Genomic DNA, 17,243 nt, shown 5'->3' on the forward strand with positions numbered 1-17,243 from the left:
ATGAGTTTCCGGTTGGCGGCGTACGTCGTGTGCGTCGAGGACGGGCGGGTGCTGCTCGCCCGCCACGTGTCGCCGGAGGGCGAGTCCACCTGGACGCTTCCGGGCGGCGGGGTGGAGCACGGGGAGGACCCGTTCGACGCGGTGGTCCGGGAGGTCGCCGAGGAGACCGGCCGCGACGCGATGGTCGAGCGCCTGCTGGGCGTGGACTCCCGGACGATCCCCGCCGCCGAGGCCCGCGCCGGCGTCGCGCACCAGAACGTGGGCGTCTTCTACCGGATCCGGCTCGCTCCCGGCCGCCTGCGTCCCGAGCCGAACGGCGAGACCGCGGAATCGGTCTGGACCCCGCTGCCCGCCGTCACCGGCCTGCGCCGGTCGTCCCTGGTCGACGTCGGCCTGGCCCTGGCGCACTCCCTTCCGCCGACCGGCCACGTCGACCCGGTCCCGGTCGGAGGCCTGATCCGACACTGACCTGCACTGATCTGCACCGACCGGCACCGACCGGCACCGAGGAGACGCCCCCGGCCACCGCCCCGGCCACTGTCACACCCCTGTGCCACCCTGCGGAGCATGTCTCTCGCCGATCTCACCCTCCACCAGTGGCGGTCCTTCGACCTGTCCGCCGCACGCCGTCTCGCCCAGGAGGCCGCGCGCCGGGTGGACGGGCGCGTGACCGCCGTCGACACGGTCGAGCACCTCGGCGCCCCGCTGCACCGCGCCCGCGTGGAGCGGGACGGCCGGGAGTTCGCCCTGATACCCGGCGGCCCCGTGACCCTCGGTTTCGACACGGACGCCTGGCAACCGACGTCCGCGCAGCTCGCCGACTACGCGGAGAGCGTGGAGCAGGGCTTCGGCGACGGCCCCGACCTGCGGGCCCACCTCGCGCGCGTGCTCAGCCCCCGCCGCGACGTCACGCTGCCCACGGTCCTCATGGCCATGGAGAGCGAGCGCCTGGCGGAGCCGCCCGCCGCCGTGCCCGCCGCGCTCGCGGCGCGCGGTCTGCGGATGCCGGACCCCGACGAGTGGGAGCACGCCTGCGGGGCCGGAGCCACCACCCTGTTCCGCTGGGGCGACGAGTGCCCCCTCGACCGGATCCCCTACGGGGACGACACCGGCCCGCACCGCCTGCCGAGCGCCTTCGGCCCGCGCATCGCCCACGACACGTACGACATGGAGCTGACGAGCGACCCCACGGCGGTGCACGGCGGGGACGGCGGCGAGTCGGTGTGCGGCGGCTACGGGAACCTGCTGGCGTGGCTCCCCCTGGCCACCGCCCACCGCAATCCCCTCACGGCCGAGTTCGTGTACGGCCCGGACGGCGAGGACCTCGTCGAGGACGCCTCCGTCCGTCCCGTCCTCACGCTCTGAACCCGCGCAGACGCTCCCGCAGCTCGGCGGCCGCATCGATCTCCTCGTCGTACGACGATCCGGGCTCCGCCACCAGGGCGAGTGCGGCGGTGAGGACCTCGGGCCCGGCCCGCCGGTCCGCGAGGACCGCCCGGACCAGGGCCGGGACGGGCATCGGCGTCAGGCAGTACCTCCACGCCGGGTGCGCGTGGGTGGCGGCGTAACGGGCCGTCAGGAGTTCGGCGGGGGCGAGCGGGGCCCGTACACGTTCCAGGAACCACGCGAGGCCCGCCGTCGTCACCAGGTCGCAGATCGGCCCGGCGCCGACGTGGTTGCTCCGGCGGTCGTCGTGCGCCTGGTAGACCACCGCGTAGACCAGATCGCGCTCCCGGTCGGTCGCGGGCGACGGGAACGGTACGTCGCGCCACAGGCGTTCCACGTCCCCGGGCGTGATCCCCGGGCGGGCCCGGCGGCCGGGCCCGCGCCCCGCCTCCACCGCCAGCCGTACGGCCCCCAGGGCGACGGACTCCTCCGAGAGCAGGCGCAGACAGTGCGGCGGCTCCGCGCCCCGCGCGGGACCGGCCTCCCGGACCACCGCCGCCACCTGCTCCACGGTCGGCCCGTCGGTCCACACCAGCCGTTCGACGCCGCCGGTGTGCTCGATCCGGAACGGGCCGTGCCCGAACCGCTCGGCGACCACCCGGGCGAGCCCGTGCGGCCACCCCTCGCACCCGCCGTCGTCCGTCACGCCGCGCACCCCTCCTCCGCCGGAATGGCGGTCACCGTACGCGAGGCTCCCTCAGCCCCGTACCACCGGCAGCAGCTCCGGGCGCTTGGCCGCGCGGTCGTCGCCGGACGACCGGCCGCGCAGCCGGCGGCCCAGCCAGGGGCCCAGGAAGTCGCCGGCCCAGCGCAGTTCGGCACGGAGTCCCACGGGGAGGGGGACGGCCGGCGGCGGCAGCGGGCGGGTCCAGGAGTCGTCGGCGCCGGGCAGGCCGAGGGCCTGGGCGACGGCGGCGGCGATGCGCGCGTGGCCCAGCGGACCGGCGTGCAGCCGGTCGGCGCTCCACAGCCGGGGGTCGGTGACGACCGGGTGGTGGCCGGTCTCGACGACGATGACGCCGTGCCGGCCCGAGGCCTCGCGGATGCGCGCGTTGACGGCCCGGACGCGCGGGACGAGCGGCCGGGCCAGCGGGGTGATGCGGCCGACGTCGGGGAAGGTGAGCGTCGCCACGCGCGCGCCCTGCCCGGTCAGCGCGGCGAACATCTCCTCCAGGTGCCCGACCGTCACATCCGGGTCGAAGCGGGGCCGCAGCAGGTCGTTGAAGCCGGCGACGACGGTGGCGAGGTCCGGCCGGAGCGCGAGGGCGGGGGCGAGCTGTTCGGCGCGCACCTGTCCGGCGAGGCGGCCCCGTACGGCCAGGTTGGCGTAGAGCGTGCCGGGCCGGTCCCGGGCGAGCAGTTCGGCGAGCCGGTCCGCCCAGCCGCGCAGGCCGCCGGTGTCGTCGCCGTCGCCGACGCCCTCCGTCTGGCTGTCCCCCAGCGCGACGTACCGCAGAAACGTGCCGTCCGTCATCGGACCTCCGCCTTCCCTCACCATCGATCGACCCGGCGGGCGAGCGGACCCGCGAGCCCGTCCCTCCACCCACGCCCACCCTACTCACTTCCTTGACTAGGCAACTGTGCGATTACTCTTCGCGCCCGTCCTCCGCCCTATCCTTCGACGCATGTCCCTCCCCCTCCGCGCCCCTGGCGGCGGCCGTCCGTCACCGCGTGCCGCCGACGCCCTCGTGGCGGGCGCCGTCCTGCTCGTCGTGGCGGTCTGGACGCTCGTCGCGGCGCGCCACACGGGCGAGCCCGCGCTCCGGGCGGCGCTCGGCTGGGCACTCGTCCTGGTCGGCTGCGGGGCCCTGTACTTCCGGCGGCGGCAGCCGGTCGCGGTCGCCGTCGTCACACTGCTCGCCTGCGCCGTCTACTACCCGCTGTCCGCCCAGGACGGCCCGCTGATGATCACCTTCGCGCTCGCGCTCTACACGACCGCCGCCGAAGGACGCTTCGCCGCCGCCGTCGCGCTCGCCGCCGTCACCCTGGTCGCGGTCGGCGCCGGAGAGATCCGGCAGCAGCCGGGGCACCGGCAGATCGACGACACCTCACTCGCCATGCTGGCCGGCTGGCTGATCAGCCTGGTCGCGGTGGGTCGCGCCCAGCGCACCCGGGCCGCCTACCTCCACGAGGCCGAGCAGCGGGCGCTGGCCGCCGAGCGGGAGCAGGAGGCGCGGGCCCGGCAGAGCGCCACCGAGGAGCGGCTGCGGATCGCCCGCGAGGTCCACGACGTCCTCGGCCACAGCATCTCGCTGATCAACGTGCAGTCCGGGGCCGCGCTGCACCGGCTCGGCAAGAAGCCGGCCCCCGAGTCCGGACTCGCCACCGCGACCGAGGCCCTGGAGGCGGTGAAAGCCACCAGCAAGGACGCGCTGCGCGAGCTGCGAGCGACCCTCGGGGTGCTGCGCCGCGCCGACGAGGCCACCCCGACGACCCCGGCCTCCTCGGGCCTCGCGCTCCTCGGCGACCTCGCCGGGCGGGCCCGGAGCGCCGGTCTCGACGTCCGTACGGGCGTCACGGGCACCCCCGTGCCGCTGCCGCCGCCCGTCGACCTCGCCGCGTACCGGATCGCGCAGGAGTCGCTGACGAACATCGCCCGGCACGCGGGCGCGAGGACCGTGGACATCGGCCTCGACTGGGGCCCGGACGCGGTGCGGCTGCGGATCGCGGACGACGGCGGGGGCGCTCCGGAGGGCCGGCCGGCGGGCAGCGGCATCCGGGGCATGGCCGAGCGGGCCCGCGCGCTCGGCGGCGAGCTGACCGCCGAGAATGGGGAGGGCGGCGGTTTCCTGGTGGACGCCCGGCTGCCGTACGCCGCACCCGGGTCCGGGTCCGAGTCCGGGCCCGGCTCCGGGTCCGAGTCCGGCTCCGGGGAGAACCCTCGGGAGGACACCCGATGACCCGCGCCGTACCCCAGGAGAGCTCCCAGGAGGGCGCCCGATGATCCGTGTCGTGCTGGCCGACGACCAGACCCTGGTCAGGGCCGGTTTCCGGTCGATCCTCTCGGACGAGGAGGACATCGAGGTCGTCGGAGAGGCGGGCGACGGGGAGCGGGCGATCGGTCTCGCCCGCGAACTGCGCCCGGACGTGGTCCTGATGGACATCCGGATGCCGGTGCTCGACGGCCTCGAAGCCACCCGCCGCATCACCGCCGACGAGCGGCTGGAGGGGGTCCGGGTGGTCGTCCTGACCACCTTCGACGCGGACGACCACGTGTACGGGGCGCTGCGCGCCGGCGCCTCGGGCTTCCTCGTCAAGGACACCGAGCCGATGGAGCTGCTGCACGCGGTGCGGGTGGTGGCGCGCGGCGACGCCCTGATCTCCCCGGCCGTGACCCGCCGACTGATCGCCGAGTTCGCCGGACGGGCCGAGCGGCGGCCGGACCCGAGCCCCCGCCTGAACGCCCTCACCGAGCGGGAGCGGGAGGTCCTCGGCCTGGTGGGCGCGGGGCTCTCCAACGACGAGATCGCCGGCCGCCTGGTCCTCTCCCCCGCCACCTCCAAGACCCACGTCAGCCGGATCATGACCAAGCTGGCCGTACGGGACCGGGCGCAGCTGGTGATCCTGGCGTACGAGTCCGGGATGATCACGCCGGGCTGGCTGGCCTGACGGCCCTTAGGGGACGGGCTCCGGCGGGGACAACCCACGGGGTACGCGCGCGGGGACCGGCGCAACCACCGGGGTACGGCCGGTGTCCACCCCGGGGTGACGCCCGGCCCCCCGTCGTACGCCGACGCTGAACGGGTGAACCAGGACGTACTCGATCTCGCGCGGCTGCAGTTCGCCCTCACCGCAGGCGGCCACTTCCTCTTCGTCGCCCTCACCCTCGGGCTCGCGACGGTCGTGGCGGTGCTCCAGACGCGGGCGACGTTCGGCCGGAACCCGATCCACGCGCGCATGGTGCGCTTCTGGGGCCAGCTGTACGTGATCAACTACGCGGTCGGGATCGTCACAGGCCTGGTGATGGAGTTCCAGTTCGGCATGGCCTGGAGCGGGCTCACGCACGAGGCGGGCAACGTCCTGGGGGCCTCGCTCGCCGTCGAGACGGTCGTGGCGTTCTTCGTCGAGTCGACCTTCCTCGGCCTGTGGATCTTCGGCTGGCACCGGCTCAACCGCTGGGCCCACCTGGCCGCGATCTGGATCGTCGTCCTGACCGCCCACCTGTCGGCGTACTGGATCCTCGTCTCCAACGGCTTCCTCAACCACCCCGTGGGGTACGGCTCCTCCGGGGACGGCGGGCTCGTGCTCGACGATCCGGTCGCCGTCCTCACCAACCCCTCGGCGCTCCTCGCCTTCGGCCACGTCCTGGCGGGGGCGCTGCTCACCGCCGGGTTCTTCATGGCCGGGGTGAGCGCGTACCACCTCTTCCGCCGCGGTCCCGAGTGGGAGTTCTTCGGGCGCAGCCTGCGCATCGGGGTGTTCCTGTCGGCGCCCGCGCTGATGGCGGCGGCCGTCTTCGGCGGGCTCCAGCTCGGGGCCCTCGCCACCTTCCAGCCGATGAAGGCGGCGGTCTTCGGCGGAAAGGCGGCCGAGGTCGCGCGCCTCCAGGCGGAGATGACGGAACGTTTCGGTCCGGGCGACTACGTGCCCTCGGAGGCGTGGACCCGGGGCGGCGGCCTGGTGATGCTCCTCTGCTTCGCCCTGATGATGTACCTGTGCTTCGCCGGGGTGATCCTGGCCTGCTTCAAGAAGGCCGTCTTCCGGTTCCGGCTCTGGCACGTCGTCCTGATGGCGGCCGTGCCGCTGCCGTACCTCGCGATGATCAGCGGCTGGGTGTTCCGGGAGGCGGGCCGTCAGCCGTGGGTGGTGTACGGGCTCCTCAAGACGGAGGACGCGGTCTCGGACCTCTCCCCCGGCGCCATGCGCCTCTCGCTCGCCGTCTTCACCACGCTCTTCGTCCTGCTCGCCGTCCTCAACGCCCGGCTCCTGGCCCGGCACGCCCGCCGCGGCCCCGTCGAGTCCGGCCTGGGGCACGACGAACGGCCGGGCACGGACGGCGGGCCGGGCGGTCCAGGTGGTCCGAAGAGGCCGGGCGGGCCGAACGGGCCAGGCGAGCCGAACGGGCCGGGCGATCCGGCCGACGTGCTGCCGGTCCCCCGCTACTGAGTTGTCGCTCTCCGCCCCTACCGGAAGAAGGAGTCCCCCGTGGAGACCCCGGCCATCGCCCTGCTCGCCTTCTTCACCGCGGGCTGGTTCGTCCTCGCCGGGACGGACGTCGGCACCGGCATGTTCGCCCCCTGGCTCGGCCGGAGCGACCGCGAACGGCGGCTCGTCCTCGCCTCCTTCGCGCCCTTCTTCCTGGGCAACGAGGTCTGGCTGGTCGCCGCCGCCGGAGTGTTCGTCGGCTGCTTCCCCGACCTCGAAGGGGAGCTCCTGAGCGGTCAGTTCCCGGTCGTCGTGGCCCTGCTCGCCGGATGGGTCGTGCGCGACACGGGCCTCTGGTCGCGCGGCCGGGGCGCCGGGCCGCGCCGGCGCGCCCGCTGCGACGCCGCCGTGGCCTGCGGGAGCTGGACCGTCGCGCTCTCCTGGGGGTGGCTGCTCGCCGCCCTGCTCACCGGACGGCCGTACACCCCGGCGACCGGCCCGGCGGCGGTCCTCATCGCCCTCGCCGTGGCCGCGCTGTTCGCCGCGCACGGCCTCGGCTTCGCCGCGCTGCGGCTCACGGGAGCGCCGTACGAGCGGGCCCGCCGGCTCGTCGGCCGGACCGGGCACCCGTGGCAGTCCTTCGCGCTCACCGGTGCCCTGCTCGCCTGGCTGCCGCTCTGGGCGGGGAGCGCGCTGCCGCTGGCCGGGCGGGCGGCCGACCCGGCCACGCTCGCCCTGCTCGTGCCCGCGCTCCTCGTCGTCACCCCACTGCTCGTGACCGTCCAGGCCTGGACCTGGTACGCCTTCCGGCACCGGGTCACCGGCCCCTCGTACCTCTGAGCCACGCGCTCCCGGGGCTCCGGCCGGAACGTCTCACTCCTCCTGCGCGGACTCCTTCTTGTGGTGCAGGGCCTTCTGGAGCCGGGCGACCACCGCCTCGCCGTACCTGCGGTGGCCGTGGACGCGCGGATCGTCCGTCACGTCGTACCGCTTCACATAGGCGCCGAGGAAGGCCTGGAGGGTGGCGATGGCCGGGATCGCGATCAGCGCGCCGACGGCCCCGAGCAGCGCCGTGCCCGCGATGACCGAGCCGAAGGCCACCGCCGGGTGGATGTCCACGGTCTTCGAGGTGAGCTTCGGCTGGAGGACGTAGTTCTCGAACTGCTGGTAGACCACGACGAAGCCGAGCACCCACACCGCGTACCAGGGGTTGACGGTGAAGGCGATCAGCATCGGCAGGGCACCGGCCAGATAGGTGCCGATGGTCGGGATGAACTGCGAGACCAGGCCGACCCACACGGCGAGCGCCGGGGCGTACGGCACGTCCAGGATCTCGAAGAGCACGAAGTGCGCGACGCCCGAGATGAGGGCCATCAGACCGCGCGAATACAGATAGCCGCCGGTCTTGTCGACCGCGATCTCCCAGGCCCGCAGCACCTCGGCCTGCCGGGCGGGCGGCAGGACGGAGCAGAGCGCGCGCCGCAGCCGGGGCCCGTCGGCCGCGAAGTAGAACGAGAACAGGAAGATCGTGAGCAGCCGGAACAGGCCGCCGAGGACGGTGGCGGAGACGTCGAGGACGCCGGACGCGCTGTTCTGCACGTACCTCTGGAGCCAGTCGGACTTGAGCAGGCTGTCCTGGACCTCGACCCGCGACAGGTCCGTGTGGAAGCTGTCGTTGATCCATTTGATCAGCGAGTCGAGGTACTGGGGGAAGTTCTCGACCATGTCGACGATCTGCCCGGCGAGCATCGACCCCAGGAGGACGACGAAGCCGACGCCGAAGACGAGGACGGCCAGGAAGACGAGGAAGGTGGCGAGGCCCCGGCGCATCCCGCGCGCCGCCATGCGCCCGACCGCCGGTTCGATGGCGAGGGCGAGGAAGAAGGCCAGGAGGATGTTGACGAGGAGGCCGACGAGCTGGTGGAAGGCCCAGTTGCCCAGCAGGAAACAGGAGTAGAGCGCGAGGGCCAGGACGAGCGCGCGGGGCAGCCAGCGCGGCATCCGCGCGGCGGGGTCCCGGGGCGCGGTCTTCCGGGCGGGGGGCGCGTCCACGACGAGGCCACCGGTGCCGGTCCCGGCGGGCGGGGCGGGGGCCGGAGCGGCCGTCACGTCGGTCGAGCCGGTCCTGCCGGTGCCGCCGGGCTCGCCGGTGTCCCGGGACTTCTGGCCGGTGCCGCCCGGCTCGCCGGTCCCTCGGGTCTTGTCGGCGTTGTCGGTGTTGTCGGTGTCGTGGGTCTTGTCGGTGTCGTCGCTGTCGTCAGTCGGGGCCACCCCGCCAGTCTCGCGCACCGCGCGGACATTCCTCCGGGCCCCCCGCGCATCCCGTCGGCGCTCCCGCCCGGTGATCCGTCCACCGGCCCGCCGACCGGCCCTTCTCTCGATCGGTCAGCGCTTGTCGGCGGGCACGTCGACGGCGGCGCAGACGGCGCGCCACACGTCCTTCGCCTCCCAGCCGGCGTCCAGCGCCTCCCGTACGGTCCGGCCCCCGAGTTCCGCCATCACGTGATCGCTCGCGAAGGACTCGGCGTACGACGCGCCGAAGTGGTCGGCCATTCGTTCCCAGAAAATCGTCAACCGCATGACCCCAGTATCCCGCTCCGAAGAGTGCAGCCCGCTCCGGAGGTCTTGTCAGCGCGGCTTTCCGCCCTACGGTCGGAGCATGGCCGAAAACCCCCTCCCCTCCGCGTCCTCGACCCCCTTGGCCCGCGCCGAGCGTTTCGTCTGGCTGACGGCCCGCGTCCTCGAACAGCGCCGGTTCGCCTACCACTTCCAGCGCGGCGGCGCGGATCAGGTCGAGACCGCGCTCACGGCGTACCTCAACGAGGACGGCGGTTACGGTCACGCGCTCGAACCGGATCTGCGCGGACCCGTCAGCCAGCCGCTGCACACCGCGCACGCGCTGCGGGTCCTGGACTCCGTCGGCCGCTGCGGCGGGCCGCGGGTCGAGCGGATCTGCCGCTACCTCACGGCGGTGTCCACGCACGACGGCGCCCTCCCCGCGATCCACCCCTCCCAGCGCGGCTATCCCTCGGCGCCGTTCGTCCCGGTCGTCGACTCCCCGCCGAGCGCGCTGCTCTCGACCGGCCCGGTGGTCGGGCTGCTCCACCGCAACCAGGTGTGGCACGCGTGGCTGTTCCGGGCCACCGAGTTCTGCTGGTCGGCCGTGGAGTCCCTGGAGAAGTCCTACCCGTACGAGATCCAGGCCGCCGTCGCCTTCCTCGACGGGGCCCCGGACCGTGCGCGCGCGGAGGCGGCCGCCGACCGCCTCGGCCGGCTCGTCCGGGAGCAGGGGCTGGCCGTCCTCGACCCGGACCGGCCGGAGGACTGGCCGGTGGCGGACGGGTACGCGCCCGGGGAGCACCACTACCCGCACGACTACGCGCGCGTGCCGGACTCGCTGGCCGCGCGCTGGTTCACGGAGGAGGAGACGGCCCGCTCCCTCGACCGGCTCGCGGCCGACCAGGAGGAGGACGGCGGCTGGCCGATCCGCTGGCGCGCCTGGGCCCCCGGCTCGGCCCTGGAGTGGCGCCCGATCGTCACCGTCGAGGCCCTGCGCACCCTCCGCGCGCACGGCCGCCCCGTCGGCTGAGGAGGCCGGACGTACGGGCCGGGGCGACGGGGCAGGGCGTACGGGCCGGGGCCGGGTGACGGGGCCGGTCTCACCAGCCCAGGGCCCGTGCGCCCGCCGTGACGGCCACGGCGGCGCCCACGACGACCAGGAACGGCGCCCGCAGGACGAGCGCGACGGCGGCCGCGGCGAGCCCGGCGGCCCGGGCGTCCAGGACGAGGTCGCCGCCCGTGCTGAACGTCTGCTGTGCGGTGAGCGCGGCGAGCAGGGCGACGGGGAGCAGCGCCGCGAGCCGCTGGACGAGCGGGCGTTCCAGGGCCCCGGCGGGGACGAGCAGGCCGACGAGCTTGACCAGGTAGCACCCGGCGACGGTGAGGGCGATCGCGATCCAGACGTTCATCGGGGGTCTTCCTCTCGCTCGGACGCGGCGCGCCGACCCCGTGCCCAGAGCACTGCGGGGGCGGCGAGGGCGGCCGCGAGGACCGGCACTCCGGCGGGGAGCACGGGCAGCAGGCCGAGGCCGAGCAGGACGGCGAGACCGGCGGTGGCCCGCTCGGTCGCGGACGTGAGCATGGGGGCGAGCAGGGCCAGGAAGACGGCGGGCCCGGCCGCGTCGAGCCCCCAGGCGGCGGTGTCCCCGATCGCCTCGGCGCCGAGGGCCCCGAGGAGCGTGGTGGCGTTCCACAGGACGTACAGCGTGAGCCCGGTGGCGGTGAAGCCGATGCGGGCGGCCCGGCGGGAGGGCTGGGCGAGCGCGACCGCCGCGGTCTCGTCGATCACCCAGTGCGCGGCGAGGGGCCTGACGGCCTTCGGCAGGGCGAGGAGCTGGGAGAGCCGCAGCCCGTAGAAGGCGTTGCGGGTGCCCAGGAAGAACGCTCCGGCGGCGGCCGTGAAGGGGTTGCCGCCCGCGGCGAGCGCGCCGACGAGGGCGAACTGCGAGGCGCCGGTGAAGACGAGCAGGCTGAGGACGCAGGTCTGGAGCATGCTGAGTCCGGAGCCCGCCGAGGTCACGCCGAAGGCGAAGCCGGAGAGCCCGACGGCGACGCCGACGCCGAGGGCGTCACGGACGACGGCGGCGTCGGGCTTGGCCGGGGCGTCGTCGGGTATCACGGGAGGTGCTGTCTGTTCTGCCACGTCGGGGACGCTACGGCGGTCGGGGCCACCGGGTCTTGTACGTTCTTGCACCGAACCGCACCGGACCACGCCGGACCGACCGGACCGACCGGACCGGCGCGGTCAGCCGGACCCACCGAGACAGCCGGGTCAGCCGGACCCACCGGGTCAGCCGGCTCCGCCGGGCCTCGCGCGTTTTCCGCCGCCACGCGCGCGCTGATAGGCGCCAGGCGGCACCCCCACGCTGCGGGTGAAGTGCCGGTTGAGGTGCGACTGGTCGGTGAAGCCGACGACGGCGGCCGCCTCCGCCGGGGGCACACCGGCGTCGAGCAACTGCCGGGCCCGGCGCACGCGCGCGTCGGTGAGCCAGGTGTGCGGCGGCATCCCGTAGGCCTCGCGGAAGGACCGGAGCAGGGCGAAGGGACTGGTGTCCAGCTCGGCGGCGAGGCGCTCCAGGGTCGGCGGCTCGGCCATCCGGCCCTCCAGGACCTCACGCGCGCGTGCCGCGTTCCGGGCGCCCGCCGAGCGGGGCGGGAGCGGGGTGATCGGGCCGCCGTGGCTGCGGAGCAGCCGGGCGGTGACGAGCCGGAGCAGACTGTCGGCGGCGAGGGCGTTGCCCTCCTCGGCGGCCCGGTGAACGCCGACGACGAGCCGTGCGGCGTACGGGTCGTCGACGACGGGCGAGGTGAAGCCGACCGAGCCGCGCAGGGCGAGGGTGTCGGCGGCGATCAAGCGGACGATCTCCGCGTCGGGGTAGATCGTCCGGTAGGTCCAGCCCTCGGGGACCCCCGCGTGTCCGGTGTGCGGGGTGTCGGGGTTGACCAGGGCGATCTGGCCGGGTCCCGCGTGGACCAGGTCGTCGTGGTGGTGGAAGGCCTCGACGCCCTCGGTGATCGCGGCGAAGACGAAGGTCTCGTGGGTGTGGCGGGCGAAGGCCTTGCGGACGTAGTGGGCGTGCAGCAGGTCGACCCCGGGCAGCTCGGGGTACTGCCAGTACCGTGCCCGCTCCCCGCTCGCCATGCCTCCATTCTGCGCCAGGGGCGGACGGGCCCGCCGCTGCGGTCCGCGCCGGGGACAGACAGGCCGCCGCTCCATGAGGGGCCACTCCGAAGAGGGACGCCCGCCGCGCTTCCCAGCGGGTTTTCCACAGGTCCCGGCGGTTGTCAGTGCCCGGGTGCACGATGGGGGGCATGGTCAGGTCCGCGCTCGACTCGTTCTCCCCCGCGACCCGTGGTTGGTTCACCGGGGCCTTCACCGCGCCCACGGCGGCGCAGGAGGGCGCCTGGGCCGCCATCGGGGCGGGCTCCGACGTGCTGGTCGTCGCCCCGACCGGCTCGGGCAAGACGCTGGCCGCCTTCCTCGCCTCCCTGGACCGGCTGGCGTCCGCGCCCCCGCCCGCCGAGCCGAGGAAGCGCTGCCGCGTGCTGTACGTGTCCCCGCTGAAGGCGCTCGCGGTGGACGTCGAACGGAACCTGCGCTCCCCGCTGACCGGCATCCGCCAGGAGTCGGTGCGGCTCGGGCTGCCCGAGCCGGACATCAGGGTCGGGATCCGTTCCGGCGACACCCCGGCCGCCGAGCGCCGGACGCTCGCGACCAAGCCGCCGGACATCCTGATCACCACCCCCGAGTCGCTGTTCCTGATGCTGACCTCCGCCGCCCGCGAGGCCCTCGAAGGCGTGGAGACGGTCATCCTGGACGAGGTCCACGCGGTCGCGGGCACGAAGCGGGGCGCGCACCTGGCGCTCTCCCTGGAGCGGCTCGACGGGCTGCTGCCCCGGCCCGCGCGCAGGATCGGCCTGTCGGCCACGGTCCGGCCGGTCGACGAGGTCGCCCGCTACCTGTCGCCGGGGCGCGCGGTGGAGATCGTGCAGCCTCCGTCGGGCAAGGAGTTCGACCTCTCCGTCGTCGTGCCCGTCGAGGACATGGGCGAGCTGGGCGGCTCCCCGGCCTCCGAGGGCAAGGAGGGCGGCGACAGGCCGTCGATCTGGCCGCACGTGGAGGAGCGGATCGCCGACCTCGTGCAGTCCCACCGCTCCACGATCGTCTTCGCGAACTCCCGTCGTCTGGCCGAGCGCCTGTGCAACCGGCTCAACGAGATCGCGTACGAGCGGGCGACCGGCGAGCCCCTGCCTGAGGGTGCTCCCCCGGCCGAGGTCATGGCCCAGTCGGGGGCGGCGCAGGGCGCCCCGCCACTGCTCGCCCGGGCCCACCACGGCTCGGTGTCCAAGGAGCAGCGCGCCCAGGTCGAGGAGGACCTGAAGGCGGGCCGGCTGCCCGCCGTGGTGGCCACCTCCAGCCTGGAGCTGGGCATCGACATGGGCGCGGTCGACCTGGTCGTGCAGGTCGAGTCGCCGCCCTCGGTGGCCTCCGGGCTCCAGCGGGTGGGCCGCGCCGGACACCAGGTCGGCGCGGTGTCCACGGGCGTGGTCTTCCCCAAGTACCGGGGCGACCTGGTGCAGGCGGCGGTGGTCACCGAGCGGATGCGGTCGGGGGCCATCGAGTCCCTGCGGATCCCCGCCAACCCCCTCGACGTGCTCGCGCAGCAGCTGGTCGCGATGGTCGCGCTCGACACCTGGCAGGTGGACGACCTGCTCGCGGTGGTGCGCCGGGCGGCGCCGTTCGCCTCGCTGCCCGAGTCGGCGTTCACGGGTGTCCTCGACATGCTGGCCGGCCGCTACCCCTCGGACGCCTTCGCCGAACTGCGCCCGCGCGTGGTCTGGGACCGGGTGGCCGGGACGGTCACGGGTCGGCCGGGCGCCCAGCGGCTCGCCGTCACCTCGGGCGGCACGATTCCCGACCGTGGCCTGTTCGGCGTCTTCCTGGCGGGCTCGGACCCCAAGAAGGGCGGGGGCAGGGTCGGGGAGCTCGACGAGGAGATGGTGTACGAGTCGCGGGTGGGCGACGTGTTCACACTCGGCACCACCTCGTGGCGGATCGAGGACATCACCCGGGACCGGGTCCTGGTCACCCCCGCGCCCGGTGCGCCGGGCCGGCTGCCGTTCTGGAAGGGCGACCAGCTGGGCCGTCCGCTCGAACTGGGACGGGCGGTGGGCGCGTTCCTCCGCGAGGTCGGCGCCCTCGGGGAGGAGGACGCGCGGCTGCGGCTGCTCGCCGCCGGGCTCGACGCGTGGGCCGCCGAGAACGTCCTCGCGTACCTCACGGAGCAGCGCGAGGCCTGCGGCCACGTGCCGGACGACCGGACGATCCTGGTCGAGCGCTTCCGGGACGAGCTCGGGGACTGGCGGGTCGTCATCCACTCCCCGTTCGGGGCGCAGGTGCACGCCCCATGGGCGCTGGCGCTCGGCGCCCGGCTCTCCGAGCGGTACGGCATGGACGCGCAGGTGATGCACGCGGACGACGGGATCGTGCTGCGCCTGCCGGACGCCGACCTGATGGGCCTGGACATGGGCCTGGACCTCCTCGACCACGAACCGGTCGACCCGGGCCGGCACGCGGACGCCGCGTACGACGCGGACAAGGCGCCGGTCGGCGCGGCCGACGCCCTGTTCGACAAGGGCGAGATCGAGCAGGTCGTCACCGACCAGGTGGGCGGCTCGGCGCTGTTCGCCTCCCGCTTCCGGGAGTGCGCCGCCCGCGCCCTGCTGCTGCCGAAGCGGAACCCGGGCAAGCGCACCCCGCTGTGGCAGCAGCGGCAGCGCGCGTCCCAGCTCCTCCAGGTGGCGAGCGAGTTCGGCTCGTTCCCCATCGTCCTGGAGGCCGTCCGCGAGTGCCTCCAGGACGTCTTCGACCTCCCCGGCCTGACGGAGCTGATGGGCGACATCGAGGCCCGCCGGGTCCGCCTCGTCGAGGTCACCACCACCGAGCCGTCCCCCTTCGCCCGCTCGCTGCTCTTCGGCTACGTGGCGCAGTTCCTGTACGAGGGCGACTCTCCGCTCGCGGAGCGGCGGGCCGCCGCGCTCTCCCTGGACTCCCGGCTGCTCGCCGAGCTGCTGGGCCGGGCGGAGCTGCGCGAGCTGCTCGACGCGGACGTCCTGACGGAGCTGGAGCGGGAGCTCCAGTGGCTGACGGAGGACCGGCGGATCAAGGACGTGGAGGGCGTCGCCGACCTCCTGCGGGTCCTGGGCCCGCTCACCGCCGCCGAGCTGGCCGAGCGCGGCGCCGAGGCGGACTGGGCGGGCGAGCTCGAAGCGGCCCGCCGGGCGATCCGGGTGCGGATCGGGGGCCGGGAACACTGGGCCGCGATCGAGGACGCGGGCCGGCTCAGGGACGCCCTGGGCACGGCCCTGCCGGTCGGCGTCCCCGAGGCCTTCACCGAACCGGTCAAGGACCCGCTGGGCGACCTCCTCGCCCGGTACGCGCGCACGCACGGCCCGTTCACCTCCTCCCACGCAGCCGAGCGCCTCGGCCTGGGCACGGCCGTCACCGACGGCGCCCTCCAGCGGCTCGCCGCCTCCGGCCGGGTCGTCCAGGGCGAGTTCCACCCCTCCGGCATCGGCCAGGAGTGGTGCGACGCCACCGTCCTGCGCCGACTGCGCCGGCGCTCCCTGGCGGCCCTGCGCCACGAACTGGAGCCGGTGCCCCCGGCGGCCCTCGCCGCCTTCCTGCCGCAGTGGCAGCACCTGGGGAGCAACAGCCTGCGCGGCATCGACGGCCTGGCCCGGGCGGTCGAGCAGCTCCAGGGCGCGCCCGTCCCGGCCTCCGCCCTGGAGAAACTGATCCTGCCGTCCCGGGTCCGGGACTACTCCCCGGCGATGCTGGACGAGTTGACGACCACCGGCGAGGTGCTGTGGGCCGGCGCGGGCTCGCTGCCCGGCAAGGACGGCTGGGTCTCGCTCCACCTCGCGGACGCGGCCCCGCTGCTCCTGCCCCCGCCGCACCCGCTGGAGCCGTCCGCACTGCACGAGTCGCTGCTCACCGCCCTCTCCGGCGGGTACGGCCTGTTCTTCCGCCAGATCGCCGACCAGGTCCGGGCGACCACCCATCCGGACGCCACCGATCCCCAGCTCGCCGACGCGCTCTGGGACCTGGCCTGGTCGGGGCGGCTCACCAACGACACCCTCGCCCCGCTGCGCGCGCTCCTCGGCTCGGGTCGCACGGCCGGTTCGACCGCGCACCGCGCGCGCCGCACGGTCCCCCGAGGCCGGTACGGCACCCTGACCGCGTCCGCCCGGCCGGTGTCCCGCACGGGCCCGCCCACGGTCTCCGGCCGCTGGTCGCTGCTGCCGCCGCCCGAGCCGGAGCCGACGCACCGGGCGCACGCCCTGGCCCGCACCCTCCTGGACCGGCACGGCGTGGTCACCCGGGGCGCGGTGGCCGCCGAGGGCGTGGAGGGCGGCTTCTCGGCCGTGTACCGGATCCTGGCCGCCTTCGAGGACAGCGGCCAGGCCCGCCGGGGCTACGTCGTGGAGGGTTTGGGCGCGGCCCAGTTCGCGATGGACGGCGCGGTGGACCGGCTGCGGGCCACCGCGACCGCCCGCGACCGGGGCGTCGAGGCGGCGGCCGGCCCGCGCGCCCTCGTCCTCGCGGCGGCCGATCCGGCGAACGCGTACGGGGCCGCCCTGTCCTGGCCCGAGCCGCCGACCGGCGCCGGACACAAGCCGGGGCGCAAGGCGGGCGCAATGGTGGTCCTGGTCGACGGCGAGCTGACGCTCTACATGGAGCGCGGCGGCAAGACGCTCCTGTCCTGGCCGGACGACCCGGACGACCCGGCCCTGACGGCGGCGGCCGAGGCCCTGGCCGCGTCCGCCCGCGCGGGCGCCCTGGGCACGATCACGGTGGAGCGGCTCAACGGCGTCCCGGCCCTGACCTCCCCCCTGGCCCGCCCCCTGGAGGCGGCGGGCTTCCTGGCCACCCCCCGAGGCCTGCGCCTGCGCGCCTAGGGGGTGTCTCGCCGATCATGCCGGGCTCGCGGGGTCCGGCCCGATCGACAAGACACCTCCTGGGACTCGTCCGGCGGATCACGACGAGGGTCGCGCCCCGATCCGCCGGACGGGCCGTAGCCGGCGCGTATCCGGGAAGAAGCCGGAAGAAGGAGCCCGAAAGACCCCCGGCCGCCCGGCGCCTACCGACC

At 75.1% G+C, this 17,243-nt stretch carries 15 protein-coding genes; 8 read left to right on the forward strand and 7 right to left on the reverse strand.

Translation table 11 applies throughout. The annotated features are described in order from the left end of the window. Entirely contained in the window at positions 1-468 is a 468-nt protein-coding gene (locus ACIQD7_RS05705; protein WP_402439611.1) for an NUDIX hydrolase, read from the forward strand. Positions 469-567: 99 nt separating this feature from the next. Continuing rightward, positions 568-1,365, forward strand: coding sequence for a hypothetical protein (locus tag ACIQD7_RS05710; protein ID WP_402439613.1), 798 nt, complete (start codon positions 568-570; stop codon positions 1,363-1,365). Here the strand turns inward: ACIQD7_RS05710 and ACIQD7_RS05715 are convergent. Together ACIQD7_RS05715 and ACIQD7_RS05720 are read right to left on the reverse strand one after the other, a co-directional pair. Beyond that, positions 1,355-2,092 carry a hypothetical protein gene (locus ACIQD7_RS05715; protein ID WP_402439614.1) on the reverse strand — a complete coding sequence of 246 codons (738 nt, stop codon included), beginning with the start codon at positions 2,090-2,092 and terminating at the stop codon, positions 1,355-1,357. The genes ACIQD7_RS05710 and ACIQD7_RS05715 overlap by 11 nt on opposite strands. A 51-nt stretch (positions 2,093-2,143) precedes the next feature. Then, positions 2,144-2,920 carry an SGNH/GDSL hydrolase family protein gene (locus ACIQD7_RS05720; protein ID WP_402439616.1) on the reverse strand — a complete coding sequence of 259 codons (777 nt, stop codon included), beginning with the start codon at positions 2,918-2,920 and terminating at the stop codon, positions 2,144-2,146. Between the two features lie 151 nt (positions 2,921-3,071). On the opposite strand from ACIQD7_RS05720, the gene ACIQD7_RS05725 reads away from it, so the two are divergent. The 4 genes from ACIQD7_RS05725 to ACIQD7_RS05740 all read left to right on the forward strand — a co-directional run bounded on the left by ACIQD7_RS05725 (position 3,072) and on the right by ACIQD7_RS05740 (position 7,371). Further along, positions 3,072-4,346 carry a sensor histidine kinase gene (locus ACIQD7_RS05725; RefSeq protein WP_402439618.1) on the forward strand — a complete coding sequence of 425 codons (1,275 nt, stop codon included), beginning with the start codon at positions 3,072-3,074 and terminating at the stop codon, positions 4,344-4,346. Between the two features lie 40 nt (positions 4,347-4,386). After that, positions 4,387-5,055 carry a response regulator gene (locus tag ACIQD7_RS05730; RefSeq protein WP_402439620.1) on the forward strand — a complete coding sequence of 223 codons (669 nt, stop codon included), beginning with the start codon at positions 4,387-4,389 and terminating at the stop codon, positions 5,053-5,055. A gap of 135 nt (positions 5,056-5,190) precedes the next feature. Then, entirely contained in the window at positions 5,191-6,552 is a 1,362-nt protein-coding gene (locus tag ACIQD7_RS05735) for a cytochrome ubiquinol oxidase subunit I (RefSeq protein ID WP_402439622.1), read from the forward strand. A gap of 39 nt (positions 6,553-6,591) precedes the next feature. Next, entirely contained in the window at positions 6,592-7,371 is a 780-nt protein-coding gene (locus ACIQD7_RS05740) for a cytochrome d ubiquinol oxidase subunit II (RefSeq protein ID WP_402439624.1), read from the forward strand. A gap of 33 nt (positions 7,372-7,404) precedes the next feature. On the opposite strand, the gene ACIQD7_RS05745 is transcribed toward ACIQD7_RS05740, so the two are convergent. Next, complete coding sequence (locus ACIQD7_RS05745) at positions 7,405-8,532, reverse strand: AI-2E family transporter (RefSeq protein ID WP_121832961.1); 1,128 nt, start codon at positions 8,530-8,532, stop codon at positions 7,405-7,407. Between the two features lie 384 nt (positions 8,533-8,916). Further along, entirely contained in the window at positions 8,917-9,111 is a 195-nt protein-coding gene (locus ACIQD7_RS05750; protein WP_030221389.1) for a DUF3046 domain-containing protein, read from the reverse strand. 79 nt (positions 9,112-9,190) lie between these two features. Here ACIQD7_RS05750 and ACIQD7_RS05755 point away from each other — a divergent pair, with 79 nt between their 5' ends. After that, the gene (locus ACIQD7_RS05755; protein WP_402439626.1) at positions 9,191-10,120 is read left to right on the forward strand and encodes a hypothetical protein; all 930 of its coding nucleotides are present in this window, start codon (positions 9,191-9,193) and stop codon (positions 10,118-10,120) included. A gap of 70 nt (positions 10,121-10,190) precedes the next feature. Here ACIQD7_RS05755 and ACIQD7_RS05760 read toward each other — a convergent pair whose 3' ends face one another. The 3 genes from ACIQD7_RS05760 to ACIQD7_RS05770 all read right to left on the reverse strand — a co-directional run bounded on the left by ACIQD7_RS05760 (position 10,191) and on the right by ACIQD7_RS05770 (position 12,232). Next, on the reverse strand, positions 10,191-10,499 hold the full coding sequence (locus tag ACIQD7_RS05760; protein WP_121832951.1) for an AzlD domain-containing protein: 309 nt from the start codon (positions 10,497-10,499) through the stop codon (positions 10,191-10,193). Beyond that, entirely contained in the window at positions 10,496-11,233 is a 738-nt protein-coding gene (locus tag ACIQD7_RS05765) for an AzlC family ABC transporter permease (RefSeq protein WP_402439628.1), read from the reverse strand. The genes ACIQD7_RS05760 and ACIQD7_RS05765 overlap by 4 nt, the downstream gene beginning before the upstream one ends. A gap of 147 nt (positions 11,234-11,380) precedes the next feature. Further along, positions 11,381-12,232 (reverse strand): AraC family transcriptional regulator, encoded by an 852-nt coding sequence (locus ACIQD7_RS05770; protein WP_402439630.1) that lies wholly within the window; start codon positions 12,230-12,232, stop codon positions 11,381-11,383. A gap of 170 nt (positions 12,233-12,402) precedes the next feature. Between ACIQD7_RS05770 and ACIQD7_RS05775 the strand changes: the two genes are divergently transcribed. Next, on the forward strand, positions 12,403-17,052 hold the full coding sequence (locus tag ACIQD7_RS05775) for a DEAD/DEAH box helicase (protein WP_402439632.1): 4,650 nt from the start codon (positions 12,403-12,405) through the stop codon (positions 17,050-17,052). The last annotated feature ends 191 nt before the right edge of the window (positions 17,053-17,243 follow it).

Source organism: Streptomyces sp. NPDC093071 (assembly GCF_044754545.1).
GTDB lineage: Bacteria > Actinomycetota > Actinomycetes > Streptomycetales > Streptomycetaceae > Streptomyces.